General features: G+C 37.9%; 15 protein-coding genes. 9 read left to right on the top strand and 6 right to left on the bottom strand.

Features of this window, described 5'->3' with window-relative positions:
* Positions 1 to 18: 18 nt before the first annotated feature.
* The 3 genes from DRF61_RS14740 to DRF61_RS14730 all read right to left on the bottom strand — a co-directional run bounded on the left by DRF61_RS14740 (position 19) and on the right by DRF61_RS14730 (position 3,597).
* Positions 19 to 657 carry an HAD family hydrolase gene (locus DRF61_RS14740; RefSeq protein WP_157963389.1) on the bottom strand — a complete coding sequence of 213 codons (639 nt, stop codon included), beginning with the start codon at positions 655 to 657 and terminating at the stop codon, positions 19 to 21.
* Between the two features lie 45 nt (positions 658 to 702).
* Positions 703 to 2,826 carry a Tex family protein gene (locus DRF61_RS14735; protein ID WP_111958348.1) on the bottom strand — a complete coding sequence of 708 codons (2,124 nt, stop codon included), beginning with the start codon at positions 2,824 to 2,826 and terminating at the stop codon, positions 703 to 705.
* 105 nt (positions 2,827 to 2,931) lie between these two features.
* The gene (locus tag DRF61_RS14730; RefSeq protein WP_111958346.1) at positions 2,932 to 3,597 is read right to left on the bottom strand and encodes an O-methyltransferase; all 666 of its coding nucleotides are present in this window, start codon (positions 3,595 to 3,597) and stop codon (positions 2,932 to 2,934) included.
* A gap of 304 nt (positions 3,598 to 3,901) precedes the next feature.
* Here DRF61_RS14730 and DRF61_RS14725 point away from each other — a divergent pair, with 304 nt between their 5' ends.
* Positions 3,902 to 4,579, top strand: coding sequence for a YceI family protein (locus DRF61_RS14725; RefSeq protein WP_111958344.1), 678 nt, complete (start codon positions 3,902 to 3,904; stop codon positions 4,577 to 4,579).
* Positions 4,580 to 4,682: 103 nt separating this feature from the next.
* Positions 4,683 to 4,964 carry a DUF1294 domain-containing protein gene (locus DRF61_RS14720; RefSeq protein WP_228452609.1) on the top strand — a complete coding sequence of 94 codons (282 nt, stop codon included), beginning with the start codon at positions 4,683 to 4,685 and terminating at the stop codon, positions 4,962 to 4,964.
* Between the two features lie 295 nt (positions 4,965 to 5,259).
* Here the strand turns inward: DRF61_RS14720 and DRF61_RS14715 are convergent, their stop codons facing one another.
* Positions 5,260 to 6,894 (bottom strand): glycosyl hydrolase family 28-related protein, encoded by a 1,635-nt coding sequence (locus DRF61_RS14715; protein WP_111958342.1) that lies wholly within the window; start codon positions 6,892 to 6,894, stop codon positions 5,260 to 5,262.
* Between the two features lie 214 nt (positions 6,895 to 7,108).
* On the opposite strand from DRF61_RS14715, the gene typA reads away from it, so the two are divergent.
* The 4 genes from typA to ychF all read left to right on the top strand — a co-directional run bounded on the left by typA (position 7,109) and on the right by ychF (position 12,672).
* Positions 7,109 to 8,914, top strand: coding sequence for a translational GTPase TypA (gene typA, locus DRF61_RS14710; RefSeq protein ID WP_111958340.1), 1,806 nt, complete (start codon positions 7,109 to 7,111; stop codon positions 8,912 to 8,914).
* A gap of 132 nt (positions 8,915 to 9,046) precedes the next feature.
* Positions 9,047 to 10,651 carry a glycoside hydrolase family 10-like protein gene (locus DRF61_RS14705; RefSeq protein ID WP_307724883.1) on the top strand — a complete coding sequence of 535 codons (1,605 nt, stop codon included), beginning with the start codon at positions 9,047 to 9,049 and terminating at the stop codon, positions 10,649 to 10,651.
* 197 nt (positions 10,652 to 10,848) lie between these two features.
* Positions 10,849 to 11,400 (top strand): ferritin, encoded by a 552-nt coding sequence (locus DRF61_RS14700; protein ID WP_111958336.1) that lies wholly within the window; start codon positions 10,849 to 10,851, stop codon positions 11,398 to 11,400.
* Between the two features lie 180 nt (positions 11,401 to 11,580).
* Complete coding sequence (gene ychF / locus DRF61_RS14695) at positions 11,581 to 12,672, top strand: redox-regulated ATPase YchF (protein WP_111958334.1); 1,092 nt, start codon at positions 11,581 to 11,583, stop codon at positions 12,670 to 12,672.
* A gap of 124 nt (positions 12,673 to 12,796) precedes the next feature.
* On the opposite strand, the gene DRF61_RS22810 is transcribed toward ychF, so the two are convergent.
* Positions 12,797 to 12,958 carry a hypothetical protein gene (locus tag DRF61_RS22810; protein ID WP_167409432.1) on the bottom strand — a complete coding sequence of 54 codons (162 nt, stop codon included), beginning with the start codon at positions 12,956 to 12,958 and terminating at the stop codon, positions 12,797 to 12,799.
* Between the two features lie 147 nt (positions 12,959 to 13,105).
* On the opposite strand from DRF61_RS22810, the gene DRF61_RS14690 reads away from it, so the two are divergent.
* From DRF61_RS14690 to cls, 3 genes are all read left to right on the top strand, one after another.
* The gene (locus DRF61_RS14690; protein ID WP_111958332.1) at positions 13,106 to 14,044 is read left to right on the top strand and encodes a helix-turn-helix domain-containing protein; all 939 of its coding nucleotides are present in this window, start codon (positions 13,106 to 13,108) and stop codon (positions 14,042 to 14,044) included.
* 99 nt (positions 14,045 to 14,143) lie between these two features.
* A complete protein-coding gene (locus DRF61_RS14685) occupies positions 14,144 to 14,908 on the top strand; it encodes an SDR family NAD(P)-dependent oxidoreductase (protein WP_111958330.1) in 765 nt (254 codons plus the stop codon).
* Between the two features lie 162 nt (positions 14,909 to 15,070).
* Positions 15,071 to 16,537 (top strand): cardiolipin synthase, encoded by a 1,467-nt coding sequence (cls, locus tag DRF61_RS14680; RefSeq protein WP_111958328.1) that lies wholly within the window; start codon positions 15,071 to 15,073, stop codon positions 16,535 to 16,537.
* Between the two features lie 4 nt (positions 16,538 to 16,541).
* Here cls and DRF61_RS14675 read toward each other — a convergent pair whose 3' ends face one another.
* Positions 16,542 to 17,690 carry a methionine aminotransferase gene (locus DRF61_RS14675; RefSeq protein ID WP_111958326.1) on the bottom strand — a complete coding sequence of 383 codons (1,149 nt, stop codon included), beginning with the start codon at positions 17,688 to 17,690 and terminating at the stop codon, positions 16,542 to 16,544.
* Positions 17,691 to 17,788 lie beyond the last annotated feature (98 nt).

Here is a 17,788-nt window from a genome sequence, read left to right as displayed (position 1 = left end):
TTCTTAGGATTGAATATTTTAACTAAGATAAAGTTCTATATCCGGGAATTTTGAAATTGAAGGCTGATATTCAGAGATATCCAGCTTTCCAAAGCCATATCCACAGAAAATAAATGGAAGATGATTCACTTTTGCAGAATTGTAATCGGTCTGCGTATCACCAATATAAATTGTGTTTTCAGGGTTCAAATCATTTCTTTCCATAATCAACTTAATGTTTTCAGCTTTTGGCTTCTTTGTACGGCCATAAGATTCAAAGTCGGCGAACAGATCACTGAATTTGTTATAGGCTAAAAACGATTCTATATATCCGTCCTGGCAATTGCTGACAATAAAAAGACTGTGGTTCTTTGTCAGGCTTTTCAACGTTTTTTCTACACCGTCATAAAGTATGCCTCCATATTGGTGAAGAATCTTATTTTCTTCCTGTACGATTTCCGAAAGGACCTCATGAACCAGCTGATCGGAAATTCCGGGAACCATATCTTTTAAAATATGATCGGCCAGCAAACCCATATATTGATTCATATCTTCAGGTTTTAAATCTTTTTTGATTAACCGGTGCTTATTTAATACCTCATTCCAGATTTTGATGATTGTGGCCCTGGAATCCCAAAGGGTCCCGTCCAGGTCGAAAATTAAATTTTTATATTTCAATGTATGATTACTTTGTTTGATTATACTATTGAGATTTACAGATAACTATAAAATCATGCTCAGCTGCACTCTTTTTCTCGCTTCATCCACTTCTGTCACTCTTACGCGTACATGCTGGTGAAGTTTCACCACTTCATTTACATCAGAAACAAATCCGTCTTTCAGCTGGGAAATATGGACAAGTCCGCTTTCCTTGATCCCCATATCTACAAAACACCCGAAAGCTGTAATATTATTGACAATTCCGGGGAGAATCATACCAGGCTTTAAATCCCGGATACTTTTTACATTAGGATCAAATTCAAATACTTTAGCTGCTTTTCTGGGATCTAATCCGGGTTTTTCAAGCTCTTTCAAAATATCCTTGATCCCTAAAATTCCTATTTCTTCTGTCACATAATCTTCAGGCTTTACCAAAGCTGTTTTTTCTTTGCTGGCAATCAGTTCGTTGGTTTTAATGCCAAGGTCCTTAGCCATTTTTTCTACAATTCCATAAGCTTCAGGATGTACGGCAGAATTGTCGAGCGGATTTTTGGCATTGGCAATTCTTACAAAAGCTGCAGCCTGCTGGTACGCTTTTTCCCCAAGCCTCGGAACTTTTTTAAGCTGTTTTCTGTCCTCAAAAGCGCCGTTCTCAGTTCGGTAATTAACAATGTTCTCCGCCATTTTCTCACCGATCCCCGAAACATAGCTTAAAAGTGATTTGCTTGCAGTATTCAGGTTGATTCCTACAGAATTTACACACTTCATAACTGTCAGATCAAGTTCGTTTTTCAATTGAGTCTGGTCTACATCATGCTGGTATTGCCCCACGCCGATGGATTTGGCATCAATTTTCACCAGTTCCGCGAGCGGGTCGGCCAGCCTTCTCCCGATGGAAACTGCTCCACGCACTGTTACATCATAAGAAGGAAACTCATCCCTTGCAATTTTACTTGCAGAATATACTGATGCTCCTGCTTCCGAAACCACAAAAACCTGCAGCGGCTTATCAAAAGCAATTTTCTTAATGAAAAACTCAGTTTCACGGCTTGCCGTCCCGTTTCCGATGGAGATTGCTTCAATATTGTAGGCATTCACCATAGAACGGATCTTTTTCATGGCCATTCCGCTTTCATTCTGTGGCGCGTGAGGGTAGAGGGTTTCATTATGGAGAAGATCTCCTTTTTCATCAATGCAGACTACTTTACAGCCGCTTTTGTATCCCGGATCAATGGCTAAAATTCTTTTTTCGCCTAAAGGAGGGGCAAGAAGAAGCTGGCTCAGGTTTTCAGAAAATATTTCAATCGCTTTTTTGTCTGCCTTTTCTTTAGCCTCCTGTAAAGCTTCGTTAGAAATGGCAGGCTCTAAAAGTCTTTTGTAGCTGTCTTTAATGGCCAGGGCAATCTGATCCGAACTTTCATTATTGGATTTGATGATGGCTTTTTCGATAAAATCAATGGCCTCTTCTTTATCAATACCTGTATTAAGTTTTACAAAACCTTCAGCTTCAGCTCTGAGCATTGCCAAAAGCCTGTGAGAAGGTGTTCTGTTAAGATTTTCTTCCCATTCAAAATACTGTGAGAATTTCTGTGCATCCTCTTCATCTTTTTTAGCCTTCACCACTTTAGAAGTAATCATTGCTTTGCGCTGGAAAAGGCGGCGAAGGTTTTTACGGACATACATATTTTCATTGATCCATTCCGCCATGATATCCCTTGCGCCCTGAAGCGCTTCTTCTTCCGATGGAACCTCAGTGTTCAGGTATTTAGAGGCAAGAAACTGCAGGTCATTGCTTTTCTGACTCATAATAATTTTGGCTAAAGGCTCAAGTCCTTTCTCCTTGGCAGTATCTGCTTTTGTTTTTCTGCGCTTTTTGAAGGGCAAATACAAATCTTCCAGCTCCAGAATATCGAAGCTTTCCTCAATTCTCTGTTTCAATTCTGCTGTCAGGGCATTCTGCTCTTCAATTGATTTTAAAATGCTTTCTTTTCGCTTTACAATTTCTTCAAACTGTTTGCTGATCTTTGAGATCTGTTCGATCTGAACTTCATCCAGGTTTCCGGTTTTATCCTTTCTGTAGCGGGAAATGAATGGAATTGTGCAGTCTTCGGCCAGTAATTGTAGGGTATTGTTGATGCTTTTTTCGGATATATTAAGCTGTTGCTGTATAAATGTTACGGTCGTCATTATTTTGTTTTCGGAAGGCTAAAATAAGGCTTTAGAATGAAAAAAAGGCGAGTTGCCCCACCTTAAATGTTTATTCTTCGTTAAAGAAAATGAACTGGCCAAAATTTAATTGACAATAGCGATTGCCATCCCGTCATATTCTTTTGCACCGACGGTTTGCATAATAGTAGCGGTAACTTTTGGGTTGTTGGCCAGCATTTGATTAAGCCGCTGCACTCCTTTCACTTTTTCATCGGTGGTATTTTCATCCAGGACTTTGCCTTCCCGGATGACATTGTCACAAATAATAATCGTTCCCGGATGTGAAAGCTGCAACGCTAATTCAAAATATTCGGTATAGGGAGGTTTGTCAGCATCAATGAAAATAAAATCAAAAGCTTCTTCGCCTTTGGAAATAAGTTCATTTAATATATCCATCGCTTTGCCGGTTCGCAGATCTATTTTATCTGAATACCCGGCTTTTGCAATATTCTGGCTGGCAACACGGGCATGATGAGGATCAAATTCTACCGTAATTATTTTACCATCTGCAGGAATTGCCCTGGCCATCCAGATCGTGCTGTAGGCTCCTAAAGTACCCAATTCCAGAACTCGTTTGGCTTTACAGCTAAGCAGCATCAACTGCAAAAACTTGCCCTGAGTGGGCGTCACACTGATTTGGGGGATAGAAGCATCATCCAAAGACTGAATAGTTTCCTGAAGAACACTGTCTTCCGGAGCAAACAAATTACCGATGTACTGATCTACTTTTTCAAATAACTGTTGATTCATATTTTTTGATTGATTTAATGATGAGTAATTTCTCTATCAACTCTTTCGATATAGTTCACTGACAAACCTGAGCCGGCTCGAAATTGTAATCTCTTTGTGAGTTATCATGAGAGTTTTACCTGTACAAAGTTAATGAATTTTAAAATCCTGAATCGGTTGTTTCACCTTCATATGCTAGCTGTGAATAGTAAAATCTGAAATTTTTAATTTCTTGATGTATGTTAAGATAATAATTGATATGGTTTTTCTATTTTTGAAAAATTGAAATTTAAGATTTAATTAAATTTTTAAACAAATAAACAATATGAAAAAACTTAGTGTAATTGCATTGGTAGGAATAGGATTACTTGCAGCATCGTGTACAAAAGAAAAATCAGCAGATACTGCAGCAACTGCGACAGAGCAGAAAGTAGCAGAAAGTAAAGGTGAAGTTTTAGCAGTTGATGTTGCTACTTCTGTGGTAAACTGGAAAGCTTTCCACAAAGGAGGTATGGCTCCTCGTTGGGGAACACTTAACGTAAAATCAGGAGATTTAAGCGTTGAAGGAGGTCAACTGACTGCTGGGAACTTCGTAATCGATATGAACTCTATTAAAGTAGATCCTGCTTCAGTAACAGAAAAAGATAAAAAACCAGGAGATCTTGAAGTTCACCTGAAAAACCCTGATTTCTTTGATACAGCAAAGAATCCTACTTCAGATTTCAAAATTACAAGTGTTACAGATCTGAAAGAAGCACCTAAAGATGCTGTTGCAGGAGCAAACAAAACAGTAAGCGGAAACCTTACTTTATCTGGAAAAACAATGAACGTAACTTTCCCTGCTAAAGTAGATGTTGCTGAAGGTTCAGCTTCTGTTCAGGCTAAATTTACAGTAAACAGAGCAGATTGGGGAATTAAATTCGGTACTTCAGAAGCAGATCCGGCAGAATGGATGATCAGCAAAGACATCGAAATCGCTGTTGATGTAAAAGCTAAAAAATAATTTGTTAGATACAAATACTCAGGGCTGCTTTCTTAGGAAGGCAGCTTTTTTTATGGTGAATGATGTTACTGGAAGCCACCGCTTAATTCACTACTTTTGCCCTATGATTATGATATACATTCTGTTGGTAATAAATCTTTTTACTTTCATTATTTTCGGCTGGGACAAAAGGCTTTCAATCAAACATAAAAGAAGAATTCCGGAGAGTACACTGTTGGGAGTGACTTTTGTAGGAGGAACTTTAGGATCGGTTTTAGGGATGCTTATTTTCAGACATAAAATTTCGAAAAAGTCTTTTTTATTGAAATTTGCACTTGTGGTTTTGGTTCAGGCCGGGCTTATTTACTGGCTTTGGAATACTGGCCAGATCCAAAATCCTATCTGATGTAAAATATGAACAGTAGAGCCTGAGGTGATAAATTACAAAACACCTCGATTGAGGTGCTTTGTATTAAACAATAAGTTGTACGTTACCCTGAATAATATAGCCAAGATTGGGTTCGTTAAATCCTGTTATTTTAATCACTAGGAATCCATTTTCGTTTTCAATAGAGGTTACCTGCGAATTCCCAACGTCTTTTGCTGACAGGTTTTTACCAAAGATATCACCAAATAGGTTGCTACGTAGATATGATACTTGACAAAGATCATGTATTCCTGAAGTATTTTATTATTTTGATTTATATTACCGTTCCTGTGCTGTCTTTCCACGTCGAATCCAGACCATCGTACCAAATTGGCTTTCTGTAATTATTATCGTAAAAGAATTGTGCATGCTTTAAGTTTTTGTTTGGACGTACAAATCCATGATCAAAAGAACTGGCTGTCAAAGCTGCTTTGTTTATTGTTTTAAAATCATTTCCATTTCTATAAAAAGAACCGGAAAAGTTGTTTTCAGGCGAGCTGGTATAAGTAGGGTCTTTTACAATGATGGCGTTAGGATAAGAAATGAAATTGCTATCCCAGTTTAAGCTGTCAATACTGGAAACATATGCAGCGTATGGAACAGAGCTTCCACTTGCCACTAAAAACTTGTTGCCGATCACAGATGTTCTTCCCATTGTTTCAGCTACGTAAATATTTGCTCCCTCATCATTAACGGCAATATGATCGCCACAGTTATTGAAGGTATTGTTAAATATTTCCCAATCATAGCAATTACTCCCTTGATATATAACATTTTTATTGATGCCATTAATTACACTTGAGGCAACTGTAATTCTATTGGAATTAATCCCTTTAACAAAATGACTGGTATAATCATTTGCCGTTGAATACAGGCCTTTGCCTAAAACATTGATACCATTCAGAATAATTTCGTCAGCTTTGTCTACATACACGAGTCCGTTTATTGAGTTACCGGCAGCATGAACGAAGAATGAATTGCTGATCTGAACCTGTTGAACTCTTTTAACATCATTACCCCTGATTCGAATAGCATACGCTTCGGTTTGGCCGCTGTCCACTTCACCAATATATAAATTAGTGATAGACGTGTTTTGATGACCTGTATTGGTATTCAAAGGTTCGATATCCAGGCATGAGATCTTTCCGGAATTACACCATACATTGACTAATCTGTTACCTCCGGCAACCAGTCTTAAAGGAATATCTCCGGCAGCGAATTCAGAATTGGAAATACTACTGTCCGAATATATTTGAGCACCAATTTTATTATCCCGGAAATAACAGTTTTCTATTCTTAACATGCCTTTTTCAGAATATAAACCATATTCAGAGAAATTTTTTACCACAACTCTGTCCAGAATTAATCCTCCGCCATCAGTAAAATCCATGGCAATAGTTCCGGATGTGATAGCATGATCATCATGTTTTCCGTTAAAAATAAGATTTGAAATTTTGAAAGTATTTAGCCCTTCCACACCTTTAAAAAGTGTATTTGAAGTTTTCGTTGTAAGAATGGTGCTGTTTTTATCCCATATATCACTTCCGCTTCCTGAAATGCTGAGTCCTGAAAATTCCATTGGAATTTCAATCGTAGAATTGATGATATATTGACCACGGTCGAATCTTACCGAATGAGAAGATTTAATGGCTTTTTTTATCGCTTCTGTGTCATCTGTTTCACCATCGCCCTTAGCTCCAAACCACTTTACATTTACCGTGTCATCAACCAACACTCTTCTGTAATACTTATTATCAATTTTTTTGTAGATAATCCCATCGCAATCATCCGTGGTAATCTCAGGAAGTGGAGTATTCGGGTCGTTATCGTCATCATAGTACTTATGTACAGCTTCTTCAAAAACTGTCCATTCATTGGTAAACTGGTCATTTAATTCAATTGTTGCCATTTTTTTGTTTTTTGATGTTAATAAATTGTGTTTCCTGCAGGAAATCTACTGAAGCAAAGATAAATGCAGCCTGCGACAGAACTTGACGTATATTATTTTACCCGATTTTTTAAAAGATTTTGCATAGATTTCTCATTATGAATTTGTTAATTAATCTATATTCTTGCTCATTATTCATTAAAAAACACTATTTTTGCACCCGTAAAAATCATTCATGCAAAACATTAGAAATATTGCGATTATCGCACACGTTGACCACGGGAAGACGACTTTGGTTGACAAGATTATTCATGCTACAAACATTTTCAGAGAAAATCAGGAAAGTGGAGAATTAATAATGGATAATAACGACCTTGAAAGAGAAAGAGGTATTACCATTCTATCTAAAAATATTTCTGTTACTTATAAAGACGTTAAAATTAACGTAATCGATACTCCCGGTCACGCCGATTTCGGTGGGGAAGTAGAGAGAGTTTTAAAAATGGCGGATGGAGTTATTTTGTTGGTGGATGCCTTTGAAGGGCCGATGCCTCAAACAAGATTCGTACTTCAGAAAGCATTGGAATTAGGACTTAGACCATTAGTGGTAATCAATAAAGTAGATAAGCCAAACTGTCGTCCTGAAGAAGTTCACGACCAGGTATTTGATTTATTCTTCAACCTTGAGGCTACTGAAGAACAGCTTGATTTCCCAACATTCTACGGTTCTTCCAAGCAAGGTTGGTTCAACACTTCATTAGAGCAGACAGAAGATATTTTCCCATTATTGGATGGTATCCTGCAATATGTTCCTGAACCTAAAGTAGAGGAAGGAAACTTACAGATGCAGATCGTTTCTCTTGACTTTTCTTCTTTCTTAGGAAGAATTGCAATCGGGAAAGTGATCAGAGGTGAGATCAAAGAATCTCAGTGGATCGGACTTGCTCAGGCAGACGGTAAAGTTTTAAAAGGAAAAGTAAAAGAACTTTATGTTTTTGAAGGATTAGGAAAGAAAAAAGTTTCAGAAGTAAAAGCAGGAGATATTTGTGCTGTTGTAGGTTTTGATGCTTTCCAGATCGGTGATTCATTCGTAGATCTTGAAAATCCGGAACCATTGCCAAGAACTGCAATTGATGAGCCTACATTGAACATGACGTTCTCTATCAACAACTCACCTTTCTTTGGTAAAGACGGTAAATATGTAACTTCTAACCACCTGAAAGAAAGATTAACAAAAGAATTAGAGAAAAACTTAGCATTAAGAGTTGAACAAACTGATGATGCAAACACTTTCTTGGTATTTGGTAGAGGTATTCTTCACTTGTCAGTTTTAATTGAAACAATGAGAAGAGAAGGTTACGAAATGACGATTGGTCAGCCACAGGTTATCCTTAGAGAAATCGATGGAGAAAAATGTGAGCCTTACGAATCTTTGGTAGTTGATGTTCCGGAAGAATTTGCTTCAAGAGTAATCGACTTGGCTACTCAGAGAAAAGGTGACCTTCACATTATGGAAACTAAAGGAGAAATGCAGCATATGGAATTCGAAATTCCTTCAAGAGGTTTGATCGGATTGCGTTCTCAGATGTTGACTGCTACTGCTGGTGAAGCTATTATGGCGCACCGTTTCACAGAATATAAGCCTTTCAAAGGTGCTATTCCTGGAAGAAACAATGGAGTACTGATCAGCAAAACTCAAGGTCCTGCTACAGAATATTCTATCGCTAAATTACAGGACAGAGGTAAGTTCTTCGTGGATCCGGGTGAGGAAATCTATGCAGGTATGATCATCGGTGAACAAAACAAGCCTGGAGATTTGGTAGTAAACATTGTAGAAGCAAAACAGCTGAACAATATGAGAGCTTCTGGAAAAGATAAAGATACTGGTGTTGCACCGAAAATTTTATTCTCACTGGAAGAATGTATGGAATACATCCAGGGTGATGAAGCGATTGAGGTAACTCCAAACTTCATCAGAATGAGAAAGAAAATCCTTTCCGAAGAAGAAAGAAAAAGAATGGACAGATCAGCGAAAGCATAAGAAATTCTTATATAAACTAGAAAAGCCTCGAATTTTTCGGGGCTTTTTTATTACACTATGTCTTAAAATGTTTATTTTGGCATAATAATCTCTTAGAAGAAATAAATTTAAAGTAGTTTGCAAACGATGAGAATGAATATCATAAAGCTTACTGTTTTAGCCGGAGTTTTTGCGTCATATACCAGTTGCTCCGTCCAGAACAATACAATAAAAGAAGCACCAACAAAAAATACAGCAAAGCCTAACAACAATACCATAAAGCCTAAAGATCCGGTTACGGGAGTAAAACCTGTAACAGCAGTGCCTCCGTCTGATGAGAACTTCAGAACCGCTCTCCCGGAGGTTAAAAGAGAATTCCGCGGAGCCTGGATCGCAAGTGTAGCCAATATCAACTGGCCCTCAAGGAATAATTTAACGGTTGATCAGCAGAAAGCAGAAGCCATAAGCATGCTCGATATGCTGAAAGATAACAATTTCAATGCAGCAATCTTCCAGATCAGACCTTCTGCCGATGCGTTGTATACAAGTAGTATAGAGCCATGGTCATACTTTCTGACCGGAGAAACAGGAGTGGCTCCTTATCCCAATTATGATCCTCTTCAGTTCTGGATTGAGGAGGCACACAAAAGAGGCTTGGAACTGCATGTCTGGCTAAATCCTTACCGTGCCCACCATTCGAACGGAGGTGCTGTAAACAGCCTGTCTATGGTGAATAAGCTTTCTGATATTGTGGTAAGACTAAAGAACGGAATGTATTGGTTCGATCCTGCCAATCCCAAAACACAGGGACATGTTTCCAATGTTGTAAAAGATATTGTGAAAAGATATGACATTGATGCCATCCATTTTGATGATTATTTCTATCCTTATGCCACCTATAACAGGGGTGCGGACTTTCCAGATAACGCATCGTGGAATGAGTACCAGAGAAACGGCGGAACCTTATCCAGAGCAGACTGGAGAAGGGATAATGTCAATAAATTTGTTGAGAGAATTTACAAAGAGATTCATGCAGAGAAAGATCATGTAAGATTCGGGATCAGTCCGTTTGGAATCTGGAAACCCGGATATCCTGCAGGAATTGTGGGTTCTTCTCAATATGACGAATTATATGCTGATGCCAAATTATGGCTGAATAAAGGCTGGGTAGATTATTTCTCTCCGCAGCTGTACTGGCCGATCGATGCCAAAGGTCAGGGCTTTGAAGCATTATTAGACTGGTGGAAATCCGAGAATACAATGAACCGCCATCTTTGGCCGGGTCTTAATACTGTTGAGATCAAAGTATCCGACCGACCAACAGAAATTAAAAATCAGATTGAAATTTCCAGACAGGTTTTAAAGAATGATGCCGGAGAAATTCATTGGAGTATCGCAGGATTAACGAGAAATGTAAACATGATGCCAACTCTGAAAAACGGACCGTACAGCGAAAAAGCTTTAGTTCCGAAAACACCTTGGATAAAAGCAGTCCCATTACAGACCCCAACTTTATTTACAGCAGATAACGGCAGTTTTGTACAGGCCAGCTGGAGTACAAAAAATATCGGAAACGTTTTCCAATGGATTCTTTTCACCCAATACAACGGAGTCTGGGAAACGGAAATCCTTACATTGGACACTCTTTCGAGGGATATACCAAAATCCAAAGGCGGCAGAAAGCTGAATGCAGTTGCAGTAAAAGCAGTTGACAGACTTGGTAATGAAAGCGACTATATGGCAAGGAAAATTAAATAAAAGGCTAATGTGAAGAAAATAAAGAAAACCAGTTCAGAAAAGAACTGGTTTTTATTTTAGAATAACTATAAATTATTAGCTTAAATGAATGGAGATCAGTTCTATGTAAATGAAATTTAAAGTAAATGATTAAAAATAAACTCTGGACGGAACCATTTTTGCATTAATATTTCCATAATCACCAAAAATATATCATTATGAATACCAACAGACTTTCCCCGACCATTGAAAAGGCATTGAGTGATCAGATGAACAAAGAAATTCATGCATCACACGTTTTTCTGTCTTACGGGATCTGGGCAGATGATAAAGGATATCAGGGAATTGCCAATTTCCTTTACAGACATGCGCAGGAAGAAAGAAATCATTCTATCAAGTTTATGGAATATGTGCTGAACAGAGGCGGGAAACCAAAAGTAGACGCTATTCCGGCTCCGCCTGCCGATCCGGAATCTTTAACAGCCTGTTTTGACGGAGTCTTTAAACATGAAGTAGACAATACTACAGCAATTTACAGAATTGTAGATCTCGCATTGGAAGAAAAAGACTGGGCTACATGGAATTTTATGCAATGGTTTGTACAGGAACAGATAGAAGAAGAAACACTGGCCGCCAACCTGATAGATAAATTGAAAATTGCAGGCGGTGACCGCGCTACCGATGAGTCTTTATTTACTTTAGATAAAACATTGCAGGAGACACCGAATGATGTCCCTCTGGCTCAGGAAGCCACGGGAAACAATCCATAAAAAACAATTAATTGACAAAAATTATTAAAAATCTGCCTAAATTCTGGCAGATTTTTTTATTATGAAACTCCCTTTAAAATCACTATCTTTGCAGGCTGAAAGTTGGGTGGTCGGAATATGAATTTAAACATCAGACTTCCAACCTGAACTTATTGAATATTAAACTTTGAATTTTACAATATGAAATGTGGAATTGTAGGCCTTCCGAATGTAGGCAAATCAACTCTCTTTAACTGCTTAAGCAACGCTAAAGCTCAATCTGCGAACTATCCTTTCTGTACGATAGAACCGAACCTTGGTACGGTATCTGTACCGGATCAGAGGCTTTTTGAACTTGAAAAAATAGTTAATCCAGAAAGAGTATTGCCGGCTGTAGTTGAAATTGTTGACATTGCAGGTCTTGTAAAAGGAGCGAGCAAAGGAGAAGGGCTGGGAAACCAGTTTCTTGCCAACATCCGCGAGTGTGAAGCCATTATCCATGTTTTAAGATGCTTTGATAATGGTAATATTATCCACGTTGAAGGTTCTGTAGACCCAATGAGAGATAAAGAAATTATCGACATCGAATTACAGCTTAAAGACCTTGAAACAGTTGGAAAAGCTGTTGAAAAAGCTAAAAAGTTTATCAAATCCGGAAAAAAAGATGATATCCTTGTTTATGAAACACTTCAAAACCTGGAAAAATTCATCGAAGACGGGAAAAATGCAAGAGAGTTTCCGGTCAATGATTTGACGCAGCCAATCATCGACGATATCCAGCTTTTAACCAAAAAGCCTGTGTTATATGTGTGCAACGTAGACGAAAATTCTATCAAAAACGGTAACGAATGGATAGAAAAGATTGATGCGATGGCTAAAAACGAGGGTGCAGAGACCGTTGTTTTAGCAGCACAGATTGAGGCAGATATCAATGAACTGGAAACATTTGAAGAAAGAGAGATCTTCCTTGAAGAATTAGGACTTGAAGAGCCTGGAGTAAACCGTCTGATCAGAAAAGCTTACGATTTATTAAAACTTCAGACCTATTTTACAGCGGGTGTAAAAGAAGTAAGAGCATGGACAATAGGACAGGGATGGACAGCTCCACAGGCTGCCGGAGTGATCCACACAGACTTCGAAAAAGGTTTTATCCGTGCAGAAGTAATCAAGTATAATGATTATATCACTTATGGTTCAGAGGTGAAAATTAAAGAAGCCGGAAAACTTTCTGTTGAAGGTAAAGAATATATCGTTCAGGATGGTGACATCATGCACTTTAGATTCAACGTATAAGAATATATTAAAGTTAGTTATAATAGAAAACGCTTCGGGGATCATCTCTGAAGCGTTTTTTCTTAATAAATAAGTTGAATAAGATTAAAAAAAGCCGTTCAATACTGAACGGCTTTAATTTTTACTAAGGCTCTATTCCGGGTCTGCATTGCAGCTGTGCACAGCCTATTGATATTTTACTGCAGGCTCCGGTCATGGGATCAATGCAGTCCATTAATCCGCCGGTAATACTTCTTAAATGCTTTTTGTTCAGTTTTTTTCCTTTCTGTAAATCTTGATTTTTCATTGTTTTAATTTTTAGTGAGTTAGTTTGAAAACTAAGGTAAGAAAAATATGTATATGTATATCACTTCATGAAGAAAAAAGTAATTTTTTTTTTTCATTTTTCAAATCATGCTAACTTTGTATATTTGAATTTTACAAAAAGTCAGTTATGGAAAAAATCACTCATTCATCCCTTGAAGATTTCTATAAAGAAATGGCCGCCAAACTGGGAAAAGATCTTGAAAGTATTTTTCCGAAAGGACTTCATAAAGATATAGGACATTTCAATGTATTCGATATCAGGCAGACTATCGAAAGAGCGCGAACTACTTCGGAAATGCCTTACAACAGAAGAAAATATTACAAAATAAGCCTGATCAGAGGACAGAATAGGGCAGAATATGCAGACAAAATCATAGCTATCAAAAAGAATGCTTTATTATTTGCTACCCCTAAAGTTCCGTATCACTGGATTCCGGAAGATCCCGACCAGTCGGGAAGCTTCTGCGTATTTACAGAAGATTTCTTCATCAAAGCGCAATCCCGGTTTTCATTGGAAGACCTGCCGATTTTTCAGCCGGGGAATATTCCGTTGTTCGAGATTGATGATGATCTGGCAGACGAAATAGAAACTCTGTTCACAAAAATAAAACAGGAAATAGTTTCCGATTATATTTTCAAATATGACCTGATCAGGAATTATGTACTGGAGCTCATTCATTACGGACAAAAGCTGCAGCCTGCTGCAAAGCTTTCTGCCTCAAATGATGCCTCATTACGTGTAGTGTTGTTATTTATAGAACTTCTGGAAAGACAGTTCCCGATAGAATCTTCAGACCAGAGATTACAGCTTAAAACAGCAAAAGACTATGCTGACAGACTAGCGGTTCATGTGAATTACTTAAATAAAAAATTAAAAGAAAGCACTGGAAAAACAACCACCGAATTTATTGCCGACCGTATGATTCAGGAAGCTAAAATTCTTTTAAGACAAACCAAATGGAATGTTTCTGAGATTTCTTATGCGCTGGGTTTTGAGGAAATAGCTCATTTTTCCAACTTTTTCAAAAGAAAGACTTCATTTACCCCAATGCAGTTTCGAACATGATTTGAATTTTGCAAATTTCAGATTGATTCAGGCAAACGTTTCTTCCGCAGAATTTTCCAACTTTGTATCATTAAATAATAAAATAAATAATATAAAACAATGAATACAAAAACAAAAATCGCATTAATCACGGGCGGAAGCCGTGGCCTTGGAAAAAATGCCGCTCTTAAGATTGCCCAAAAAGGCTTGGATGTTATTATTACTTATAAAAATAGCAGTGAGGAAGCTGAAGCTGTGGTTAAAGAAATAAAAGCATTGGGACAAAACGCTGTGGCTTATCAGCTGGATACCAGAGATGTAAAAAGCTTTGATGCATTTGTGAAAAACATTACAGATCATCTGAAAACTGAAACAGGCAGCCCAAATATCGATTTCCTGATCAATAATGCGGGAACAGCTTTATATGCTCCCATCATGGAAACTACAGAAGAACAGCTTGACGACATCGTAAATGTTCATTTTAAAGGAGTTTTCTTTCTGACACAGAAAATGCTTCCTTTTGTTAATGACGGGGGCGGAATTATTAATATTTCATCAGGACTGGCAAGATTTGCTTTGCCGGGGTCCTCTGTTTACGGTTCTATGAAGGCTGGTGTAGAAATGCTGACAAAATATATGGCAAAAGAACTGGGATCCCGTAAAATCAAAGCAAACGTTATAGCGCCGGGAGCTATTGAAACAGACTTTGGAGGCGGAAGAACAAGAGACGATCAGCAGGTAAATTCAATGATTTCTAGTATTACTGCATTGGGAAGAGCCGGACTTCCGGATGACATCGGAGGGGTAGTGGCATTCTTGTGCACCGAAGATGCAGGCTGGATCAACGGACAGAGAATAGAAGCTTCCGGCGGAATGTTTTTATAAAATATCATTGCAAGGCATTCTTTAAAATTAAAAATAAAACCAGATCTGAAAATGAACTGGTTTATTTTTTTGTAAACAGGATACACAGATTACCGATCCCGTTCTTTTATCTTTTATCTATTTGCCTTTTTACTTACCTTTAGTATCTGCAAAGTTCAAGGTATGATAAAAGAGTTTTTTGATCAATTCCCATATATTCTTGTAGGACTTGAAGTTCTTTATCTTGTTGGGATTATTTTTCTGGCCGGTAAAATTATTATGGATACTAAGAATACGGGCAAAACCCTGGCTTATCTTATGCTGATCATCTTTCTTCCGGTTATAGGAATTATCATCTACTTTGTATTTGGAGTTAACTACCGGAAAAATAAGTTCTATAGTTTTAAAATAGCACGGAACGAACAGATCTATCAGGGTGTAAGTGCTTATATCCGGAAAACACATTATAAAACATTAAAAAATCATACCGAAGAAATAGGACAGTTTTTAACAACAGTCAATTATCTTTATAATGCTTCCTATTCTCCGCTTTCACCGGGAAACCATGCGGAAATACTGATCAATGGGGAAGGTAAATTTGAAAAAGTTTTTAAGGTCATTGAAAAGGCGGTCCATCATATTCATCTGGAATATTATATCTATGATAATGACGGAATAGGGAACAGGCTTGCTGATCTGCTGATCAAAAAGGCAGAAGAGGGTGTTGTTGTCCGTTTCCTCTATGATGATATGGGGAGCGGGAAAATAGGGCGTAAGCTTTTGAGAAGACTAAAGGAAGGAGGCGTTCAGCTATCTCCTGTTAATAAAATTACATTCAGGCTGCTGGCCAACAGGGTCAATTACAGGGACCACAGAAAGATCATTATTGTAGATGGCGCAGAAGTTTTTACAGGCGGAATCAATGTTTCCGATAAATATATTAATCCTAATCCCATACAATACTGGAGAGATGTTCACCTTTATATAAAAGGAGAGGCTGCTTTCTACTTTCAGTTTTTATTCCTCAGCAACTGGATCTTTGCAACAGAAAAGATACCTGAAATCTCTAAGCTTTATTTTGATTATAAGAACAAAGAAGAAGGAAATTCGCTTATTCAGACGGCGGCCAGCGGTCCGGATACCAAGCCTTCCATCATGCTCAGTACAGCTTCTGCGGTACTTTCTGCCAGAAAAAGAATATATATTGTTACTCCATACTTTATTCCGGTAGAAACCGTATTAAATGCCATCAAACAGGCAGCTCTTTCCGGAGTTGATGTAAGGCTCATGGTTCCTAAATCCGGGGATTCCATGGTTGTGAATGCTGCGGCATATTCTTATTACGAAGAGCTTCTGGAAAATAATGTGAGGATTTTCTTTTACAAAAAAGGCTTTATCCACGCTAAAACAATGATCGTTGATGATAACTTTTCTTCCGTGGGGACAGCCAATATGGATGTAAGAAGCCAGGAACTGAATTTTGAGGTCAATGCATTGGTTTTTAATGAAGAAATCAATGATAAGCTTCAGAACCTTTTTCATGAAGACATGAATGACTGTGAAGAAATCTCTCTCGAATCATGGAGGAAAAGACCAAAAACCAAAGTATTCTTTGAACATCTGGCCAGGTTACTTTCTCCGCTTATATAAAGATTTAAAGCCTGGAAAGATTTTCTATGGCTTTTTCTAATGTTTCCTGCTTTTTTGCGAAACATAACCGGATCACATGGTCATTCCTTTTATTTTTATAGAATGACGAAAAAGGAACACTTGCCACTTTATGAGTGATAGTAAGCTCGCTCGCGAAATCAAAATCATTTTTATCCGATATTTTATCATACTTCAATGCCTGGAAATAAGTTCCTTCACAATCCAGCAATTCAAAAGAAGTTCCGGCCAGTCCTTTTCTTAAAAAGTCTCTTTTTTCCTGAAAGAACTGCCCCAAATTATTGTAATGAGCTTCATTTTTCATGTAAGCTGCCAGCGCCAACTGAATAGGAGTGTTAACAGAGAAGACATTGAACTGGTGGATTTTTCTGAATTCATCTGTCAGCGCTTTTGGAGCAGCACAATAACCGATTTTCCAGCCCGTAACATGAAACAGCTTTCCAAATGAAGCTACCAGAAGAGTTCTTTCCTTTAGTTCCGGATATTTGGCGAGGCTCAGATGCTGTTTTCCGTCAAAAACAATATTTTCATAGACTTCATCACTTAAAATAAGGATGGAAGTTCCTTTTACAATGGCAATCAGTTCCTGAATATCCTGCGCTGTTAAAATCTTCCCCGACGGATTATTGGGATTGTTCAGGATGATCATTTTGGTTTTATCGCTGACCAGGTTTCGTACTGCTGTCCAGTCGATCGCATAATCCGGGGCTTTCATTTCAAATCGTTTTACAACTCCGCCGAACAGTTCTACAGTAGGTTCATAGCAATCGTAGGCCGGTTCAAAAATGATCACTTCATCATCTTTTTTAACAAAAGTGGCTACTGCAGTGAAAATAGCCTGAGTTCCCCCCGCAGTTACTGTAATCTCTGAGTCTGGATGGTATATAGCCTGATGGCTGTTTTCAATTTTTCTGGCAATTTCTTCCTTTAAAGTAATCATTCCACCCATTGGAGCATATTGGTTAAACCCTTTTTTAATGAAATAATCTACATGATCCAGCAGCTCAGGATCCGGCATAAAATCCGGAAACCCCTGTGAAAGGTTGATTGCCTCATTTTCGTTTGCGAGCTGTGTCATTTGGCTGAAAATGGTAGTTCCTACATTGGAAAGCTTGGATAATGGAAGTTGTATCATTAAAGGATTTTTTACTTACTTCGAATTTAATTCATTTTTTGTAATCAGAAGCAGAAATTCCATAAAAAAGACTGTCCCATGCAAGGACAGTCTTTGAA

The organism is Chryseobacterium lathyri (assembly GCF_003290185.1).
Lineage (GTDB): Bacteria > Bacteroidota > Bacteroidia > Flavobacteriales > Weeksellaceae > Chryseobacterium > Chryseobacterium lathyri.
This window is presented reverse-complemented; position numbering and strand designations above follow the sequence as displayed.